Genomic DNA, 17,526 nt, shown 5'->3' with positions numbered 1-17,526 from the left:
CCATCTTGGGGCTTGTGACTTAACGCGCCCTTACATCAATCGTGTAAAGTCGAGGGTATCTCTCAATTAGCCTGAATTTTCGGCAAGTCCTGCGCGGCTGGTGCATCGGCCCGTGCAGGCTGGTTGTTGCTGCTCGCGATGGCGACGGTCAAACGCTCGGCCGCTTCCGGCGACATCCGCCCAAGGATATCGGCCATCTTCCGGGGCTTCATCTGACGCACGATCTTCAAAAGGACATCGAGATCCAGACTGTTGAAAATACGAGCCGCGTCCTTGGGCTTCATGTTTTCATACATCTGCACAAGCCCCGCGATTTCGTTTTCTTCCTGGACGCGTTTTTCCTCAACCGCCGCTTCGATCCGCTGTTCCAGCGCCTTAAGTTCGTCGACCCGCTTCTGGATCCGCTCCTCTGTCGCTTGCAGCAGCCGTTCCCGAAGATCGAGCTGACCTTCCTGTTGCTCCAGATTGCGCCGCCGCTCCCCAAGACTTTCAAGAACGGCCCGCTCTGCAGCCGATCCACCGATTTCGAGAGATTCAGGCACGGGCGGCGGCGCCGGATCGGCCTGAGCATCCGCAGCTTCGCCTGCGGCCGCCGGATCGCCCCCCGCACCATCTTCAGGCACGGCCTGTCCCGCTTCCTGGGCGACCGCCTCCCGTATCTGCAAGACCGCCGTTTCCGTTCCGAACGTCAGGCCGAGCAATTTCAGAACCAACAGCGCCGTGGCCGAAATCACCAATAAGGGAAGCAGTCGAACATTCATGCAGCCGCACCTCCGGGTCTGTTGCGGAACCGTTCCAGACGCGCAGTGGCTTCCGCCGCCGCCGTTCGGATGTCATCGGCCCGCCCGCCGCTGCGCGGGCGCGGTTCCGCCGGGGCAACGCCGTAACCGTGGGGTTGCGCGGGAGCTTGCGCCGGCTCCATCCGGCGCTGCGCTGGATCCAGCCTCGGCTCGCCCCTTGGCGCCCCCGCATTGCGGGTCGCATCTGCAATCTGGGAGATACGGGTAAAGATTTTCTCTCCCTCGGTCACCTGTTCGGCCAGTGCCTGGGACATTTTTTCCGCCTCCAGAAGACGGCTCCCCAGCGTCTTGTCGGCATTTGAAGCCGTTTGCTTCAGACCGAGAATCGCGCGTTCCGCGATTTCCGTAGCCGTCATGAGCTCGGAAATCGTTGCTCTGAGAACTTGTTCGTCAGCCCGCAGGCGTTGCAGGCGGCGGTTCAAGATCCAGCAGTAGCCAATCGTAACAAGGAGCAAAACGGCAACCAGGAGCTCGATAATCAGTCCGAGAGGCAAGTTACTCATGTTGGCTCCATTCCGCTCTGCATGGCGCGCTCAAAAGCGGCCAACGTCATTTTTGGTTTTCTGAGATTGCGCCCGACCCGGATCGCGATCGAGTCCTCGACCTTTCCAAGCGTGCCTTCGGTCAATGTGACATTGCCGCATTTGATGGTAACCGGGTCGCTCGGTTCTATATCGAACACCAGTGTCTGGCCAACATCGAGACCCAGCACACGGCCCAGCGGCAGGTGTGTTTCGTAAAGAACGGCATCAACCTCGATCTGGGCCGCATGGATCTCGGTCGCCAAATGCCCTTCCCAGATCGGATCCCGGCCGAACTTCTCACCCATGAACATTTGCAGAAGCAGATCGCGGATCGGCTCCAGCGTGGCGTAGGGCATCATGATTTCGACAGACCCGCCGCGGTCTTCCATGTCGATACGAAGCTCGACAAGAATAGCGGCATTTGCGGGCCGCGAAATCGCCGCGAAACGCGGATTGGTCTCCAGACGCTCGAGATTGAACCGAACCGACGACAGGGGCGCGAAAGCATGTTCGGCGTCCTGCAGGATCAGGGCGATCATCTGCTGAACGAGGTTGGTTTCAATCGTGGTGTAGGGACGCCCCTCAACGCGAACGGCCGATTGACCGCGCCCCCCGCCCAGAAGGACGTCGATGATCGAGTAGATCAGGCTGGACTCAACCGTCACCAGCCCGAAACCGTCCCATTCTTCTGCCTTGAAGACCCCGAGAATGGCCGGCAGCGGGATGGAATTCAGATAGTCGCCAAAACGCACCGAACTGATGGAATCCAGCGACACTTCCACGTTGTCCGAGGTGAAATTGCGCAAGGAAGTCGTGGTGAGACGGACCAGCCGGTCGAACACGATCTCGAGCATCGGAAGACGCTCGTAGGACACCATCGCGGAGTTGATCAGGGCCCGGATCCCGCTCTGGTCGCCGGCGATCGTATCCTCGATGTTGAACCCGAGGAGGTTGTCGATTTCTTCCTGGTTGAGAACCCGGTCCGCACCCCGCGTTGCGTTTTCGAGGTCCGGCTCGCTGTCGTCGATCATGGCGGCCCACTGCGCGGCCATGTCGTCCGAGCTTCCAGCCCCCTGCTCTTCCAGCGCGGCTCCCCACGCGGCGGCTAGGTCGTCGTCGTCGCTGGCACCGGCTCCTTGTTCTGCGAGCGCGGCACCCCAGGCATCGGCCATATCTTCTTCGGACAGATCGTCGTCGTCGTCAGCCATGTTGCACCATCATTGAACCAGGATTTCCTTGAACAGGACGCCATCGACGCGCGCCGGATAAACCGCAAGATTGATCCGCCTGAGCAGTTGCTCCTTGAGCCGGAACAGACCGGCGGATCCCTCCAGATCGGCTGGCCGCAACTCGCGCAGGTAGATCTGGAACGCATCCAGAATACGCGGGAGATACGGCTGGATCTGATCGATCGTGGCGCGGTTCTCCACCTCAAGCGCAATCCGGACCTTCAGATAGGTCGCGCGCCCATCGGTCGTCAGGTTCACCGTCATCTCGGGCAAATCGTAGAAAACCACCGGCCGCTGCGCTTCCGGCTGAGGCTCGCCCGGCCCGGCCACGCTGGCCGGCGCCTGCTGATTCATGACCAGGAAGTAATAGGCGGCACCCCCGCCGGCCAAGAGCAGTACCAGACCCAGTCCGGCGAACAGAAGGAGCTTCTTCTTGCCGCCTTTGGCTTCGGCAGCGTCCTCTCCTTCGTCTTCAGCAGCGGCATTCTCGTCAGCCATGTCGATCCCCGATCCGAGCCGCGCGCACGCGGACTAGTATCAAAAGCCTTAATGGTTAACGATTGGTTACCAAATCGTTAACAAGCCTAACCCGGCAATTCTTTCCAACTGATTAACTTCTGCCGGGATTCTTTGCCGACCGCACCCGGTCAACGTGTCTTTTGCCCAAGATTTCCAGCGGTTTGCCAATTGGCACGCACCCTGCATTGGCGATAGCGGACCCGCAGCCTGGGGAGGCTTAAGGTTCATCGGGGAGCAAAGGGAAAAGTTAAGATGGAGAACGCTCAGCTTATCACGCTGTCACGCCAGGCGGCTTTGAGGAATCAGCTCAACGTGGTGGCCAACAACATGGCGAACATCAACACCACGGGCTTCAAGGCGCAGCGGATGATGTTCGAAGAGTATGTGATGCCGATCGCCGAGGCGACAGAGTTCCAGCGGCCCGACCACGACCTGTCATACGTGGCGGACTACGGCACACGGACCGATTTCATGCAAGGCGCGATCCGGATGACCGAGAACGAGCTTGACCTTGCGATTGAAGGCGATGGCTTTTTCGTTGTCCAGATGGCAGACGGCACGGAAGCCTACACCCGAAACGGGGCATTTACCCTTGACGAAAACGGCCAGCTGGTGACCGCGGATGACCGGCCGGTCATGACATCCGCCGGCCCCATCACCTTCACTCCTGAGGATGGCAAGATCGAAATCGCCCGGGATGGCACGATTTCGACCGAGCAAGGCATTCGCGGCCAAGTCCGCCTCGTTGACTTCGACAACCCTCAAGAACTGGTCCAGGTGCGCGACACGATACTGGCCGGTGAGAATCCGAACCCGATCCTCAATCCAAGGGTGGTTCAGGGCGCGCTCGAGCAATCGAATGTGCAGGGCGTTGTCGAGATCACGCGCCTGATCGAGATCACGCGCGCCTACACGTCGGCCACGCGGCTGATGAAAGACATGGATGACTTGCGCCAGCAGGGCATCCGGACCCTTGGAAGCCTCGAAGGCTAATGCCGCAAGAAGGATGTTTTAAATGAAATCTCTCCATATTGCGGCAACCGGCATGAAGGCGCAGGAGCGCAATGTCGAGGTTATCTCGAACAACGTCGCCAACATGCGCACCACCGGTTACAAGCGCCAACGTGTCGATTTCCAGGACCTGCTTTACCAGAACGACCGCAGGATGGGTTCAGAGACCTCCGCGGCTGGAACCATCGTTCCCACGGGCGTTCAGATCGGCTCGGGCGTCAAGGTTGCCGCCACCTCGCGGATCATGAGCCAAGGTTCGCTTGAGCAGACCGGCAAGGATCTCGACCTGGCCATTCGCGGCGACGGCTTTTTCCAGATCGAACTCCCGAACGGCACAACGGCCTATACACGCGACGGATCCTTCGAGAGAGACCCAAACGGCGCGCTTGTGACCGTGGATGGATATGCCGTTCAACCGGGCATTGACATTCCCGAAGGCTCGCGCGACGTCACCATATCCGCCGACGGCACGGTTCAGGCAATCGACGCCGGCGGCAATCTGGTCAATCTCGGCCAGATCCAGCTGGCGCGGTTCGTGAACCGGGCCGGGCTGGAAGCGGTGGGCGACAACCTTTTCCTGGAGACCACCGCCAGTGGAGCGCCGGAAGTCGACAACCCGGGCGCCAACGGCTTCGGTGATCTCCAGCAACGTTTTCTGGAAATGGCAAATGTGGATGCGGTGACGGAAATCGCCGATCTCATTTCCGCACAACGGGCCTACGAGATGAACTCGCGGGTGATCAAGGCCGCGGACGAGATGTACGCCACAGCCTCGAACATCCGCTAACGGAGGGAGTGGAATGATGAAAAGCGTTCTGACCCTGTTGTATGTGCTGATCGTGCAGGCCCTTTTGCCTTTTGCCGCCATGGCGGACCAGCGTCCGCATCTTCGCTCGGAGGTGCACACGCTCTCCGGAATCGTCACGGTCGGGGACTTTTATGTCGGGGCCGGCGAATTCGCCGAGGTACCGCTGTTCCGCTCTCCGGACCTTGGCACATCGGGCAATGTTCCCGCTTCCATGGTCGCCGAACGGGCCCGCCAGGCTGGCCTGATCATGGCCGGCACGGATGGACTGCGCCAGGTTGTTGTGCACCGGCGGGCCGAAGTCTTCGACCGTCAGCGGTTGATCGATCTGATCACCGGCGAACTGGCACAAAGGGAGGCGTCCCTGACGCCGGACCTGATCGAAATGACTTTTGATCGCCCGGTTGAAACCCTGGAGGCCAATCCGGCGGATGCGCAGCCTGTCCGGTTCGACCAAGTCCTGTGGTCCCGGACAACCGGGCGCTTCTCGATTACCGGTACCGTTGCGACAGAAAGCGGCCGGCGCCCGATCTCCTTCAGCGGGCGGGCGCAGGAATTGATGGAAGTGGCGACCCTCGCCCAACCCCTCCAGCGCGGCAGCATCTTGAAGGAGGAGGACATCGTCTTTACCCGGCTGCCCCGCAACGCGGTTCCCTCCCGTGCCCTGACCGACCCCGCAGAGGTCGTCGGTCTTGCAGCGCGCAATCCCTTGCGCGCCAATACGCCGCTCTCGCGCACCGACTTTGCCAAGCCGATCCTGATCGAGCGCGGAGAGAATGTCACAATCACCTATGAAATTGCTGGCATGAAATTGACCACCCGCGGCAGGGCCATGGATGACGGCGCCGTCGGGGACCTGATCGATATCAAGAACCTGGAATCAAGGCGTTTCGTTCCAGCCATGGTGGTTTCGCGCGGTCAGGTCGTGGCTCAACCCGCTTCGGCGCGTGTCGCCCGGCTCCAGGAGCAAACCCAATGACGACCTTTCCAACAATCCGGGCCATTGCCACCGGTCTGGCCCTGGCGTCCCTGCTCGCCGGCTGCGGCACCGCGGACAGATTGTCCCAGGTCGGACAACAGCCCGCTCTCAATGCGATCCAAGACCCCACGACGACGCCCGGCTATCGCCCGGTTCAGATGCCCATGCCGGAGCCGCAACAGGCCCACTACAGTCCGAATTCGCTCTGGAGATCCGGGAACCGGGCCTTTTTCGATGATCAGCGGGCGAAGCAGGTGGGCGACATTCTGACTGTCACGGTCACCATTTCCGACCGGGCGGAAATCGACAACTCGACCTCCAAGAGCCGAACGGATTCCAACGCCTCTGGTGCCGGGGGCGCGCTTGGAACGGCGATTGATACGGTTCTCCTGCCGGCAAGCTCCAGCGCTGGAAATCTTGCAAGCATCAACAGCTCAAGCAGCTTTGAAGGCGAAGGGGAAGTCGACCGCGAAGAAACGATACGCACCAACGTGGCCGCTGTCGTGACCCAGGTCCTGCCAAACGGCAATATGGTGATCGAGGGGCGTCAGGAGGTTCGAGTGAATTTCGAGGTCCGCGAACTGGTGGTGGCCGGCGTCGTCCGGCCGGAGGACATCGCTTCCAACAACACGATTGCCAGCGACAAGATCGCGGAAGCGCGCATCGGCTATGGTGGCCGCGGACAGATCACGGAAGTCCAGCAACCACGTTACGGCAGCCAGGTCATGGATATCCTTCTGCCGTTCTGATCAGAAACAGAGGGCCGCTTCCCAGCGGCTCCACCCTCCCCCGGCCATGCGTATCTGGTGTTCTAGAAGCCGGTGCGTGATGGCTGACCGAAAGGCACGGTGTCTCGCTCCCCGAGCGCCGTGCCTTTTTCCATTTGGAGCGCGCCAACAAAAAACCTCCCGGATGACCGGGAGGCGAGAGGTCCGATTGTTTGCTTGCGTTTTTCGGCCGCCGGGCTCAGTCGTCCCGGTAAACCTTTTCCCGGCGCTCATGGGCTTCCTGGGCCTCGATCGACAGTGTGGCGATCGGGCGGGCTTCGAGGCGGCGCAACGCGATCGGTTCACCCGTTTCCTCGCAATATCCATAGGTGCCCTCGGAAATGCGCTCGAGCGCGGCATCGATCTTGGAGATCAGTTTCCGCTGCCGGTCGCGGGCACGCAATTCGATCGACCTGTCCGTTTCCGAGGAGGCACGGTCAGCCAGATCGGGATGGTTTTGGCTTTCCTCCTGAAGCGCGGCCAAGGTCTCCTTGCTTTCCTTCAGGATATCGTCTTTCCAGGCCAGCAGCTTGTTTTTAAAGTATTCCCGCTGGCGGTCATTCATGAACGGTTCATCTTCCGTAGGGCGGTATTCAGACTCAAGCTCTACCGTCATCGACAGCTCCGGTTTACCGTTTAGCCGCGCGCAATATATAGCCGCGCACCTGAAGCGGCAACGGTTCAATTATCTAATTTGTAGCTGAAAAATGATATTTTTATTCAATTAGTTATGAGAAAATCGCCGATCATCGCGAAGTGGCAGACCAGCCACTGGACGGCGCTCAATCGGAGAATCGACCGAGCTTGGCCAGCTCAACCTTCACTCGCAATTCAATCTCGCGGATGACACCATCCACCTGCGGGTCGCCGCTTTCCACGCGGTCCTCCACGGACTTCGCCAGGCTCGCGAGGCGATCCTCGGAGACGATCCCGCCCAACAGTTCCGCGCGCAGGGCCTCGAGGTTGTCGAGCAATGTATGGCCCCGCTGTGTCGCCACCTGCCGCTGGTCCGTTTCAAGACGCATCTCCTGCAAGGCCAACAGAGCATCCATCCCCTGGATCGCCGAACTGCTGGACACCGCCGGGGCGGAAGCTCCGTCACCGCCCGGATCAGGCTGGAACGCCACACCCTCGCCATCGACCTTCTTTTTCCCGCCCCGGCTGTGCACTCCGCTCAGCGGCTTGTTGCCTGTAATTCGCATGCTGGTTCGACCCAATTCTGCCTTTTGGCGCTCCAGGTTGAAGAATCACTATGCCCCCGTGTGTCAAGGGTAAAGGAGTTCCCGGTCAGGCGGCAAGTTCTGCCGCCCTATGGACAATCACCCAAGCCACGGCCGTGCGGGGGGCATCGCTTGCTTGCCCGGAAAACCGGGACTTTTTCGACCCGGCGATCCCGTCTTCAAACTGGCATGGAACTCGCATTAACGATACCGCCACGTCGGCGGAGCAGCCAGTCAGATCAGCGGTATTCGATGTTCATCATGGAATTTTTCAGACAATTCAAGACGATCCTGACAAGCGTAGCGGTCTTGAGCGCCGCGATCACCGTGTTGTCCATCCAATTGGCCGCGACCGCGAACGCGGCCTCGCGCATCAAGGACATCGCCGATTTCGAAGGCATTCGGGAAAACCAGCTCATCGGCTACGGGCTGGTGGTCGGCCTCAACGGCACCGGCGACACCTTGCGCAATACACCCTTCACCCAGCAATCGCTCCAGGCAATGCTCGAGCGTCTTGGCGTGAACACACGCGGGGTCGACCTGAACACCAACACGGTCGCCGCTGTGATGGTCACGGCCAACCTGCCGCCATTCGCCACCCAGGGCACCCGGATCGACGTCAATGTCAGTGCGCTGGGCAATTCGGACTCTCTTCAAGGCGGCACGCTTCTGGTGACGCCCCTTGTTGGCGCAGATGGTGAGGTTTACGCCATCGCTCAAGGCTCTGTCGCGATTGGAGGCTTCGCGGTTCAAGCCGAGGCCGCGTCGATCACCCGCGGCGTTCCAACCGCAGGACGCATAGCAAATGGCGGCCTGGTGGAGCGGGAGGTCGATTTCCGTCTCGCGTCCATGACAAGCCTTCGGCTGGCTCTGCGCAACCCGGATCTGACGACTGCCCGCCGCGTCGCCCTTTCGATCAACGAATTGATCGGCCTGCCGACGGCTGAGCCGGTCGACCCGGGCACGGTCCGGATCAATTTGCCGATGGACTATACCGGCAACATTGTCGACCTGCTGACCGATATCGAGCAGCTGATCGTGCAACCCGACCTCGCGGCCCGCGTCGTGATCGACGAAAACTCCGGGATCATCGTGATGGGGCAGGACGTAAAGGTGTCCATGGTTGCCGTTGCCCAGGGCAATCTTACCGTCACCGTCGCCGAGACGCCCGAGGTCGTGCAGCCCCTTCCCTTTGCCAACGGGCAAACAGCGATCGTTCCACGGACCGAGATCGCAATTAACGACGATCCGGATGCGAAGTTGGCGATCGTGCCGCAAGCTGTCACCTTGAAAGAACTCGTCGACGGGCTGAACGCACTTGGAATTGGGCCGCGGGACATGATTTCCATCCTTCAAGCCATCAAGGCGGCAGGTGCCCTTCAAGCCGAAATCGAGGTGCTGTGATGCTGGAAGCCGTCCATAGCCTCAATACCGCCCGCAACCCGCAGGATGTGCTGGCGGGCGTCGACCGGGCCAACAAAGCCCGTATCCGGGAAACCGCCGAAGAATTCGAAGCTGTGTTCCTCAACAACATGATGCAGCACATGTTCACGGGTCTCGACGAGGGTGGAACATGGGGCGACGGGCCGGGAGCGGAAGCCTGGCGCGGGCTCCTGATAAACGAATATGCCACATCCATCGCCAAAGGCGGCGGAATAGGACTCGCCGATTCCATCGAACGCGAGCTGATCGCTCTCCAGGAGGCCTCCCAATGACCATCCAAAGCGAAGGGCTGGATCTGCCTTTCTCCCTTGAACGTCCGGTGAGCAAGTCTGAGGCAGAGGCTTTCTGTTTTGCCCTGGTGCGGACGATGGAACAGCTGCTTGACGTGATCGAGCGCGAGACCGCGCTTGTCCGGGACGGGCAACTTACCAAATCCGGAGAGTTGCAGCCCGAAAAGGCCAAGCTCATCCATGAGTATACCCGCGGGATGATGTGCGCCAAGGACAACGCGGTGGCGCTTGGAAACCTTGCGCCGGCGGCGGTGCAGGCGCTGCGCCGCAGTCATGGAGAGTTCCAGCCTGTTTTGCGGATCAACCTCGCAGTGCTGTCGACGGCCCGCGAGGTAACCAACGATATTCTGTCGACCGTGGCAAAGGCGGTGAATGCGAAACAGCACACCACCACATATGGTCCCAAGGGACAAAGCCCAGCGGGCCCGTCGGCGGCGCACGGGATCGCCGTCAACCGCTCGCTATAGTATTCCGCAGGATCGGCCAAACATCCCAGTACATCCCGCTGCGGCAGCATGCCTCAACCGAATCAGCAAATGACGCCACTTTTTTTGCCGGTCCTGAAAATTCTAATCATTTTCTTAACGGCTGATTCATTTCCACCCGATAAGGTACGTCTATAAGGGGAAAAGTGTATTGAGTATCCCCGGAGGGCTGAACGATGGAAACAGGATTAGCCCGTCCGCCGATGCCGTCCTACACGGCGATTTCGCCTGTCGAGCGGGCACCAGAGCGGACGGAACGTGCCGCGAAAACGGACCTGCCGCGCAACCAGACTGTCGCACCGGCAAGTGAGACAGACGCATCGTCGCGTCCGGCGGATGACCGGACTTTGAGGGAGCCCACCCGCGAGCCGGTCCAGATCGGCCGGGAGATCGAGCGCAAGAACGTGATCGATCCCGAAAGCAACTCCATGATCTACATGGCCACCGATAGCGAGACCGGCGAAGTCATCCGCCAAGTGCCAAGCGAAACCTTGCGACGTTTGCGCGCCTATGCCGATGCCATTGCCAATCAGGAAGTGTCCGCCAATCAGACGTCCCGGCAGGACAGCGAAGAGACACGGGCCCGCACAATCTGAGGCCGCGCCCCCTGGGGCGTGACGCGTTCCGTTTCCGGCCGCCGATGGCTGTGCCCCTTGAGCAAAGCCGTGTTGTGGTTCGACTTCGGCACGGCTCCGCATCCTCATCAGCGCAAACACCTTGGACAGCCCCTTGTTTCGGCGACCTTCCGCCTTCCCCGGAGGCGGCTCTCCCCTCTATGCCTCATTTCAGTCCAACGGCGCGGCATGGCCCCCAGGGCCAATCTGCGTCGTCGAAACACCTGTTTCACGGGTTGTTAAGGTTACTTACTTCGTAACCATGTTCCTTTACGCTTGTTTACTTTTGGTCGTGTCATTGTCGCTCCCGGGCCAAGAACAGGCTCTGTACTGCGTACTTCTAGGAAGGAAGACACAATGACTGACATTACCATTTCGAGCGCCGTGCGCTCGAACCTCCAAGCGCTTCAATCTGCTTCCAAGCTCATCTCGGGTGTTCAGGAAAAACTGGCCACCGGCAAGAAGGTGAACTCCGCGCTTGACAATCCGAACTCCTTCTTCACGGCAAAGGGACTTCAGAACCGCGCAGGCGATCTGTCGAACCTTCTGGACGACATGGGGCAAGGCGTGCAAACGCTGAAAGCGGCCGACAAGGGGATCGGCGCGATCTCCGACCTCGTCGACGCCGCAAAAGCGAAGGCCAACCAAGCCCTTCAGACATCCAGCCAGTCCGAGCGCAAGCAATTCGTTTCCGAATACAACGAACTGCTGACTCAGATTGAGGATATTGCCAAGGATTCGGGTTACAAGGGCAAGAACCTGCTCGGCGGCTCCGGCAACGATCTGAGAGTGACTTTCAACGAAGACGGAACGTCCGATCTGGACATTTCCGCCGTCGACTACACCGACACCAGCCTGTCAACAGGCCTGCGCCTGTCGGATCTGGCAAGTGCGGTGGCAGGAACCGCATCCACACTCGCTGCTACGAACGACAGCTTGACGACACCGGCTGCCCTGACCGGCGGTCAGTTGATCACGCTGGATGACGATTTCGCGGCAGGCGATGTGCTGACCCTGACAGACAGCACTGGCGGTACCTACGGTTCGTTGGAGATCTCTGCAACGACCACCGTGCAGGACGTTGCAAACTTCATCAACGGATCCAGCCGTGACATTGAGGCCTCGGTAAGCGGCGGGATTTCCGTCTCCTCCAGCATCAATGTGACCCTGTCTTCGACCGGCGCTCTGTCGGACCAGTCGTTCAATGCGGCGACCGAGAACGGGTTCGCCTCAGACACAGCGATCAACTCGGTTCTGTCTGACTTGACGCGGGCGCAGAATACGCTCCGCTCGCAAGCCTCCACCTTCGGTACGAACCTGTCGATCGTGCAGAACAGGCAGGACTTCACCAATGCGTTGATCAACACGCTCGAGGAAGGGGCTGGTCTCCTGACCCTGGCAGACACCAACGAGGAAGGCGCGAACTTGCTGGCCCTTCAGACCCAGCAGTCGCTGGCGTCCACCTCGCTGTCCCTGGCTGCCCAGGCCGACCAGAACGTTCTGCGGTTGTTCTAAAACAACCCCTACCGGGCGCAAACGACACCACAAGACCGGCGGACACTGTCCGCCGGTTTTTTTTTGCGCAAAGCTTCCCGATCCCCTCATCCTGAGGAGGTCCGCAAGGACCGTGTCGAAGGTTCATGGCCCCCTTCGTGGCCCCTACCCGATTTTGCCGCCGATCTTTCGAGGCGCCGCTGCGCTGCGCACCTCATCTTTCGAGGCTCCGCTGCGCTGCGCACCTCAAGATGAGGGTCCGGACGAGCCGCACCCGCCGCAGCACTCGGACCAGCGACGCCAATCCGCCGTTCCCTCCGCGCAACCCCCTGATCCCCTCATCCTGAGGAGGTCCCCAAGGACCGTCTCGAAGGATCAAGGCCCCCTTCCTCGCCCCTACCTGATTTTGCTGCCGATCTTTCGAGGCGCCGCTGCGCCGCGCACCTGATCTTTCGAGGCTCCGCTTGCGCTGCGCACCTCAAGATGAGGGTCCGGACGAGCCGCACCCGCCGCAGCACAAGGACAAACGACACCGATCCGCCCTTCCCTTCGCGCAACCCCCTGATCCCCTCATCCTGAGGAGGTCCGAAGGACCGTCTCGAAGGATCATGGCCCCCTTCGTGGCCCCTACTCCACTTTGTCCGCCGATCTTTCGAGGCGCCGCTGCGCTGCGCACCTCATCTTTCGAGGCTCCGCTGCGCTGCGCACCTCAAGATGAGGGTCCGGAAAAGCCACACCCACCGCAGCACTCGGACCAGCGACGCCTATCCGCCATTCCTTTCGCGCAAAGCTACTCGATCCCCTCATCCTGAGGAGGTCCGCAAGGACCGTCTCGAAGGATGGCCGGCGGCACATTTTTTGATGTCAGCCCGGAATACCGCGCGGCGTTAACCTTTCATTTACCACAAATTGCGACGAATTAACCGATGATTAGGGTTAACAGAAGATGATCCTGATCAACCTGCTCAGGAAGAGCAGTCGAACATGGGACCCAGGAAAGGGAAACACGCATGTCTGACATTACCTTGTCGGCTGCCGTCCGGCAGAACCTTCTCACGCTTCAAACCACCGCTGATCTTTTGTCCGACGTCCAGGGAAAACTGGCGACCGGCCTGAAGGTCAATTCGGCCCTCGACAATCCGAACTCGTTCTTCACGGCGTCCGGATTGAACAGCCGGGCCAACGATCTGAACAACCTTCTCGACGACATGGGCCAGTCGCTGCAGACCCTGAAGGCCGCCGACAAGGGTATTCAGTCGATCACCAAACTCGTGGATTCGGCAAAAGCAAAGGCCAACCAGGCTTTGCAGACCCAAAGCCAGTTCGAACGCGCCCAATTCGCCAAACAATACAACGATCTCCTCGAGCAGATCGAAGACCTGGCGAAGGACTCGTCCTACAAGGGCAAGAACCTTCTGGCCGGCGGCACGAACGATCTCACAACGATCTTCAACGAAGACGCGACTTCGAAACTCACCATTCAGGCCGTCGACTACACCGATGCAAGCCTGTCGACGGGCTTGAACCTGTCCGACATTGCGGAAGCCCAGGGCGGCGCTTCCTCCTTCGACATTCGGGGTGGATCGGAAACCATCGCGCTTCAGGCCGGCACCGGCCAGCCTCTCCAGTCCAGCTCCCTGCTGAGCGCTTCCGACGCCATCGACGTCGATGACGTCCTCGCCCTGTTCGACGGCCCTGCCACAGCATCAAGCATCGGCACCGGATTTACCGTTGGTGCGGGTACGACCGTTCAGGATCTGGTGAACTATATCGACGGCTTTGCTGGCGTGAACGCGAGCTTCGATGACGCCACCGGGCAACTGGTGATCAATTCCAACCAGACCATCGATATCCGGAACGACGGCTCATCGGGCAGCACCGGCAACACCGCGGACCTTGCGGCCATCACGGCTAGCGCTGCGAACTCCTCCGGCGCTTTGCTGACAAATTCCGCCTCCTTCAAGGTCGGAGACACCCTGACGCTGACCGACGGCAACAATTTCGAGCTCGGTTCGATTGAAATCGAAGCGGACACGACGATTGAGGATTTGATCAACTTCCTCGACGATTTCAATGGTGTCACGGCAAGCTTCGAAGAAGCATCGGGCCGGATCTCTCTGCTCAGCGATACGGACCTGACCCTGGCCAGCGACAACAACGACTTCAACGACAATACGGTCGCGGCAACCAACACGAACAACGATGTTACCATCGCCGCTTTGACCGACAGCGGATTTGCCACCGACGGACAAATCAACCGGGTTATCGACCGGCTGAATACGGCATTGGGAAATCTGAGATCACAGGCCTCCGAGTTTGGTACAAACCTGTCGACCATCGAAATCCGGCAGGATTACACGCGATCTTTGATCAACACGCTCCAGGAGGGGGCCGGGTTGCTGACATTGGCCGACACCAACGAGGAAGGCGCCAACCTTCTGGCCCTGCAGACGCGGCAGCAGTTGGCCGCGACATCCCTGTCCTTCGCCTCTCAGGCGGACCAGACGGTGCTGTCCCTGTTCTAAGTCCGGGCGAATCGAACAGACGCACGACTCACAACCTGACAACCAGCGCGGCGGGCCTTCTGGCCCGCCGCTTTTTTGTTCAGTCAAAGCTGCCTGGCGAATCCACGTCGAAAGCAGGTCAATATTTTCAATGATTTAAAAGAAATCTCTTGGTAACCTTCGTTACCAATTCATAAACAGGTGCATCCAGCCTTTACTTTTCATTTACATTTAGACGGAGAAGCGTGTGCTGGTGTTGTGTTCAGTCAGCGCGACAAGACAGTACGATCAACTGATGCGGTGAATCCTGATGAGCGATATCGTCCTGACAAGTGCGGTCCGGGAAAACCTGCTTTCCTTGAAGAGGACCGCCGATCTTCAGTCCCGGACCCAGGAACGGCTGGCAACTGGCCTGAAGGTCAATTCGGCCCTCGACAATCCGAATTCGTTTTTCACCGCCGCGAGCCTGAATGACCGCGCCGGAGATCTGTCGAACCTGCTCGACAACATGGGGCAGAGCGTCCAGACGATCCGCGCTGCAGGCGATGGCATCGAGTCCATCACAAAGCTCGTGGAATCGGCCAAGGCGATCGCGAACCAGGCGCTCCAGACGCAAAGCGAATACCAGCGCAAGATCTATTCACAACAGTACAATGATGTACTCCAGCAAATTGAGGATCTGGCACGCGATTCCGGCTACAAGGGCAAAAACCTTCTGGCCGGACCCGGCAACGAACTTGAGGTGATCTTCAACGAGGACAGCACCTCCAACCTGACCGTTGACCCTGTCGACTATACCGATACGTCCTTGTCGGGTGGCTTGAACCTCGCCGATCTTGCGACCGGGGCCGGAGCCACAAGTTCGTTCAATCTTCAGGGCGGAACCGTACGGATCAGCCTGCCCGGTTTGCAGGCCTCATCGGATCTGAGCAGCCTTCCCAACTGGGCCGACAACAATGTTATTTCGGTCAGCGACGGCGTAACAACAAACTCCTTTACCGTTGGCGGCTCCATCAATACCGTTCAGGACTACGTCAACGCCATCAACAACCTCGGCGGCCTCCAGGCAACATTCGACGAAGCGACGGATCAGATCGTCATCGGGTCGGGTCTGAGCGCGGGCACCACGTTGAGTATCTCGAAGGACGCGACCGGCGGCGGCTCGGAAACCAATGGTGGTTCGACCGCCACCACGGTTGACACAACCCTGACGACCTCTGCGCTCACGGCCGCCGCGACCTTGATCAATTCTGGCGGGTTCCGGGTTGGCGACACGATTACCATCACCGATGGCAATGGGTTCGAACCGGCATCCCTGGAAATTGACGATCAAACCACCGTTTCCGATTTGGTCAGCCTTCTCAACAACATCAAAGGGCTGCAGGCAACATTCTCCGGTGGCAGCGTGAGCCTGGTTGGTGAAGTCAGTTTTTCGATCTCCAGCACGAACCCCGATTTCAACATAGGCGGCTTCGCCATGACGAGCGGGCCCGTTGGGCTGACGGCAACAGGCTCGGAATTCAAGACCGATACCGATATCGAACGAACCCTTCAGGCCATCAATTCCGCCCTTGATGAATTGAGGTCCGCCGCCAGCAGTTTTGGCGCGAGCCTTTCGACGGTTCAGATCCGGACCGATTTCACGGAGGAACTGATCAACACGCTGGAAGTGGGCGCCGGGGCGCTGATCATCGCCGATATGAACGAGGAAGGCGCGAATATGCTTGCCTTGCAAACCAGGCAACAGCTTTCCTCGACAGCCCTGTCTCTCGCAAACCAGGCCGAGCAAAGCGTTCTGAACCTGTTCTAAGCGCTCTACGTGTAAATAGTTAAAGTATCCCAGCCGGGCATTAACCTTTTGGTTAATAATGGTGACCATACTTGTCGAGGAGGTCATGAAATGGCGCTAAAGGTTGAGTTGAAACCCGGCGAACGCATTATCATTGGTGACAGCGTAATCACAAACGACAATCAACGGACCCGTCTATTCATCGAAGGCACAGCCCCTATCCTCCGAGAGAAAGATATTCTGACGCCAGAAACGGCCAATACACCGGCCAAGCGTGTTTATCTTGCTGTGCAGCTGATGTATTTGTCGAACAGTCTAGAAAAAATACAGGATAACTACTTTATACTCGTAAATGACATTGTGAAGGCAGCACCAAGTACGATCCCGTATATTACGCGTATCAGTAATTCAATCCTAACCGGCGCCTTTTACAAAGCACTGAAGGAAGCAAAAAAGCTTATCGAGTATGAGAGGACGCTGATCGGTCATGTACAAGCAGGCGGCGCAAGCCTATCAGAAAACGAGCCAGGTGGCGGTCACTCCGAGAGAGCTGGAAGCAACGCTCCTCATGAAAGCCGCAGCTCGTCTTCAGCTGATCAAGGATGAGTGGGATCAATCCACCCTCGAGGACCGGGACGAAGCCCTGACCTACAACCGGAAACTCTGGACGGTATTGGTCACTTCGGCCACCAGCGCCGAGAGCCCCCTTCCGCAAGAGATCAAGAACAACATCGGGTCTTTGGGCGTGTTTGTTTTCAAACGGACCATAGCCATTTCCAGTGACCCCGAGCCGGGCAAACTCGACGTCCTGATCAGTATCAACCGATCCATCGCGGAAGGATTGCGGGCCCGCCAGGATGCCGCCGCATCTGCAGGCGCCTAGAGCAATTTCAGTAAAAGCTGGAGACTTTTACGCTCGTGAAATTGCGTAAAAACAGGAACATAGAGCAATTCAAGTGATTCAGCTTTCACGAGAAATGCTCGAGACCTGCGGGCGCGTTTCATCGGGACCGATTGCACGCCCTCAGATGATCGCCCTTGAGTGGCCGTGAA

Annotated in this window: 19 protein-coding genes; 13 read left to right on the top strand and 6 right to left on the bottom strand. The window is 59.1% G+C overall.

Going from position 1 to position 17,526, the window contains the following annotated elements; genetic code table 11:
• Positions 1-62: 62 nt before the first annotated feature.
• Genes F0184_RS03470 through F0184_RS03455 form a run of 4 tightly spaced genes read right to left on the bottom strand, consistent with a single transcriptional unit; the run spans position 63 to position 3,051 of the window.
• The gene (locus F0184_RS03470; protein WP_150494467.1) at positions 63-761 is read right to left on the bottom strand and encodes a MotE family protein; all 699 of its coding nucleotides are present in this window, start codon (positions 759-761) and stop codon (positions 63-65) included.
• A complete protein-coding gene (locus tag F0184_RS03465; protein WP_172971967.1) occupies positions 758-1,303 on the bottom strand; it encodes a DUF6468 domain-containing protein in 546 nt (181 codons plus the stop codon). The genes F0184_RS03470 and F0184_RS03465 overlap by 4 nt, the downstream gene beginning before the upstream one ends.
• Complete coding sequence (gene fliM / locus F0184_RS03460) at positions 1,300-2,532, bottom strand: flagellar motor switch protein FliM (RefSeq protein ID WP_150494465.1); 1,233 nt, start codon at positions 2,530-2,532, stop codon at positions 1,300-1,302. Before fliM ends, F0184_RS03465 begins: the two co-directional genes overlap by 4 nt.
• Before the next feature lie 9 nt (positions 2,533-2,541).
• Positions 2,542-3,051 carry a flagellar basal body-associated FliL family protein gene (locus F0184_RS03455; protein WP_150494463.1) on the bottom strand — a complete coding sequence of 170 codons (510 nt, stop codon included), beginning with the start codon at positions 3,049-3,051 and terminating at the stop codon, positions 2,542-2,544.
• Between the two features lie 273 nt (positions 3,052-3,324).
• Here F0184_RS03455 and flgF point away from each other — a divergent pair, with 273 nt between their 5' ends.
• From flgF to flgH, 4 genes are read left to right on the top strand one after another with little or no spacing between them, the layout of a single operon-like run.
• Positions 3,325-4,065 carry a flagellar basal-body rod protein FlgF gene (flgF, locus tag F0184_RS03450; protein ID WP_150494461.1) on the top strand — a complete coding sequence of 247 codons (741 nt, stop codon included), beginning with the start codon at positions 3,325-3,327 and terminating at the stop codon, positions 4,063-4,065.
• 22 nt (positions 4,066-4,087) lie between these two features.
• Complete coding sequence (gene flgG, locus F0184_RS03445) at positions 4,088-4,870, top strand: flagellar basal-body rod protein FlgG (protein ID WP_150494459.1); 783 nt, start codon at positions 4,088-4,090, stop codon at positions 4,868-4,870.
• Between the two features lie 13 nt (positions 4,871-4,883).
• On the top strand, positions 4,884-5,867 hold the full coding sequence (flgA, locus tag F0184_RS03440) for a flagellar basal body P-ring formation chaperone FlgA (protein ID WP_208998288.1): 984 nt from the start codon (positions 4,884-4,886) through the stop codon (positions 5,865-5,867).
• On the top strand, positions 5,864-6,616 hold the full coding sequence (gene flgH, locus F0184_RS03435; RefSeq protein WP_150494457.1) for a flagellar basal body L-ring protein FlgH: 753 nt from the start codon (positions 5,864-5,866) through the stop codon (positions 6,614-6,616). The genes flgA and flgH overlap by 4 nt, the downstream gene beginning before the upstream one ends.
• Before the next feature lie 217 nt (positions 6,617-6,833).
• On the opposite strand, the gene dksA is transcribed toward flgH, so the two are convergent.
• A complete protein-coding gene (gene dksA, locus F0184_RS03430; RefSeq protein ID WP_150494455.1) occupies positions 6,834-7,250 on the bottom strand; it encodes an RNA polymerase-binding protein DksA in 417 nt (138 codons plus the stop codon).
• 166 nt (positions 7,251-7,416) lie between these two features.
• Complete coding sequence (locus tag F0184_RS03425) at positions 7,417-7,836, bottom strand: flagellar assembly protein FliX (protein WP_150494453.1); 420 nt, start codon at positions 7,834-7,836, stop codon at positions 7,417-7,419.
• Between the two features lie 279 nt (positions 7,837-8,115).
• On the opposite strand from F0184_RS03425, the gene F0184_RS03420 reads away from it, so the two are divergent.
• From F0184_RS03420 to flaF, 9 genes are all read left to right on the top strand, one after another.
• Positions 8,116-9,258 carry a flagellar basal body P-ring protein FlgI gene (locus F0184_RS03420; protein WP_150494450.1) on the top strand — a complete coding sequence of 381 codons (1,143 nt, stop codon included), beginning with the start codon at positions 8,116-8,118 and terminating at the stop codon, positions 9,256-9,258.
• Positions 9,258-9,569, top strand: a complete 312-nt coding sequence (locus F0184_RS03415) for a rod-binding protein (RefSeq protein WP_150494448.1) — start codon at positions 9,258-9,260, stop codon at positions 9,567-9,569. The genes F0184_RS03420 and F0184_RS03415 overlap by 1 nt, the downstream gene beginning before the upstream one ends.
• A complete protein-coding gene (locus F0184_RS03410) occupies positions 9,566-10,054 on the top strand; it encodes a hypothetical protein (RefSeq protein ID WP_208998287.1) in 489 nt (162 codons plus the stop codon). The genes F0184_RS03415 and F0184_RS03410 overlap by 4 nt, the downstream gene beginning before the upstream one ends.
• Positions 10,055-10,248: 194 nt before the next feature.
• A complete protein-coding gene (locus F0184_RS03405; RefSeq protein WP_150494446.1) occupies positions 10,249-10,668 on the top strand; it encodes a hypothetical protein in 420 nt (139 codons plus the stop codon).
• 375 nt (positions 10,669-11,043) lie between these two features.
• Positions 11,044-12,201 (top strand): flagellin N-terminal helical domain-containing protein, encoded by a 1,158-nt coding sequence (locus tag F0184_RS03400; protein WP_150494444.1) that lies wholly within the window; start codon positions 11,044-11,046, stop codon positions 12,199-12,201.
• Between the two features lie 989 nt (positions 12,202-13,190).
• Positions 13,191-14,705: a flagellin N-terminal helical domain-containing protein gene (locus F0184_RS03395; RefSeq protein WP_150494442.1), complete on the top strand. Its 1,515-nt coding sequence runs from the start codon at positions 13,191-13,193 to the stop codon at positions 14,703-14,705.
• A 289-nt stretch (positions 14,706-14,994) separates the two neighbouring features.
• A complete protein-coding gene (locus tag F0184_RS03390; protein ID WP_150494440.1) occupies positions 14,995-16,494 on the top strand; it encodes a flagellin N-terminal helical domain-containing protein in 1,500 nt (499 codons plus the stop codon).
• 90 nt (positions 16,495-16,584) lie between these two features.
• On the top strand, positions 16,585-17,079 hold the full coding sequence (gene flbT / locus F0184_RS03385; protein WP_150494438.1) for a flagellar biosynthesis repressor FlbT: 495 nt from the start codon (positions 16,585-16,587) through the stop codon (positions 17,077-17,079).
• The gene (flaF, locus tag F0184_RS03380) at positions 16,961-17,356 is read left to right on the top strand and encodes a flagellar biosynthesis regulator FlaF (RefSeq protein ID WP_150494436.1); all 396 of its coding nucleotides are present in this window, start codon (positions 16,961-16,963) and stop codon (positions 17,354-17,356) included. Before flbT ends, flaF begins: the two co-directional genes overlap by 119 nt.
• Positions 17,357-17,526 lie beyond the last annotated feature (170 nt).

The organism is Roseibium aquae, assembly GCF_008711285.1.
Classification (GTDB): Bacteria; Pseudomonadota; Alphaproteobacteria; order Rhizobiales; family Stappiaceae; genus Roseibium; species Roseibium aquae.
The sequence above is the reverse complement of the archived record's forward strand: the minus strand, read 5'-3'. Positions and strand labels throughout refer to the sequence as shown.

What these genes read in the sequence shown, in the direction of transcription:
- F0184_RS03470 (WP_150494467.1), bottom strand. Translation starts at nt 761, where the DNA reads ATGAATGTTCGACTGCTTCCCTTATTGGTGATTTCGGCCACGGCGCTG.
- F0184_RS03465 (WP_172971967.1), bottom strand. Translation starts at nt 1,303, where the DNA reads ATGAGTAACTTGCCTCTCGGACTGATTATCGAGCTCCTGGTTGCCGTT.
- fliM (WP_150494465.1), bottom strand. Translation starts at nt 2,532, where the DNA reads ATGGCTGACGACGACGACGATCTGTCCGAAGAAGATATGGCCGATGCC.
- F0184_RS03455 (WP_150494463.1), bottom strand. Translation starts at nt 3,051, where the DNA reads ATGGCTGACGAGAATGCCGCTGCTGAAGACGAAGGAGAGGACGCTGCC.
- flgF (WP_150494461.1), top strand. Translation starts at nt 3,325, where the DNA reads ATGGAGAACGCTCAGCTTATCACGCTGTCACGCCAGGCGGCTTTGAGG.
- flgG (WP_150494459.1), top strand. Translation starts at nt 4,088, where the DNA reads ATGAAATCTCTCCATATTGCGGCAACCGGCATGAAGGCGCAGGAGCGC.
- flgA (WP_208998288.1), top strand. Translation starts at nt 4,884, where the DNA reads ATGATGAAAAGCGTTCTGACCCTGTTGTATGTGCTGATCGTGCAGGCC.
- flgH (WP_150494457.1), top strand. Translation starts at nt 5,864, where the DNA reads ATGACGACCTTTCCAACAATCCGGGCCATTGCCACCGGTCTGGCCCTG.
- dksA (WP_150494455.1), bottom strand. Translation starts at nt 7,250, where the DNA reads ATGACGGTAGAGCTTGAGTCTGAATACCGCCCTACGGAAGATGAACCG.
- F0184_RS03425 (WP_150494453.1), bottom strand. Translation starts at nt 7,836, where the DNA reads ATGCGAATTACAGGCAACAAGCCGCTGAGCGGAGTGCACAGCCGGGGC.
- F0184_RS03420 (WP_150494450.1), top strand. Translation starts at nt 8,116, where the DNA reads ATGGAATTTTTCAGACAATTCAAGACGATCCTGACAAGCGTAGCGGTC.
- F0184_RS03415 (WP_150494448.1), top strand. Translation starts at nt 9,258, where the DNA reads ATGCTGGAAGCCGTCCATAGCCTCAATACCGCCCGCAACCCGCAGGAT.
- F0184_RS03410 (WP_208998287.1), top strand. Translation starts at nt 9,566, where the DNA reads ATGACCATCCAAAGCGAAGGGCTGGATCTGCCTTTCTCCCTTGAACGT.
- F0184_RS03405 (WP_150494446.1), top strand. Translation starts at nt 10,249, where the DNA reads ATGGAAACAGGATTAGCCCGTCCGCCGATGCCGTCCTACACGGCGATT.
- F0184_RS03400 (WP_150494444.1), top strand. Translation starts at nt 11,044, where the DNA reads ATGACTGACATTACCATTTCGAGCGCCGTGCGCTCGAACCTCCAAGCG.
- F0184_RS03395 (WP_150494442.1), top strand. Translation starts at nt 13,191, where the DNA reads ATGTCTGACATTACCTTGTCGGCTGCCGTCCGGCAGAACCTTCTCACG.
- F0184_RS03390 (WP_150494440.1), top strand. Translation starts at nt 14,995, where the DNA reads ATGAGCGATATCGTCCTGACAAGTGCGGTCCGGGAAAACCTGCTTTCC.
- flbT (WP_150494438.1), top strand. Translation starts at nt 16,585, where the DNA reads ATGGCGCTAAAGGTTGAGTTGAAACCCGGCGAACGCATTATCATTGGT.
- flaF (WP_150494436.1), top strand. Translation starts at nt 16,961, where the DNA reads ATGTACAAGCAGGCGGCGCAAGCCTATCAGAAAACGAGCCAGGTGGCG.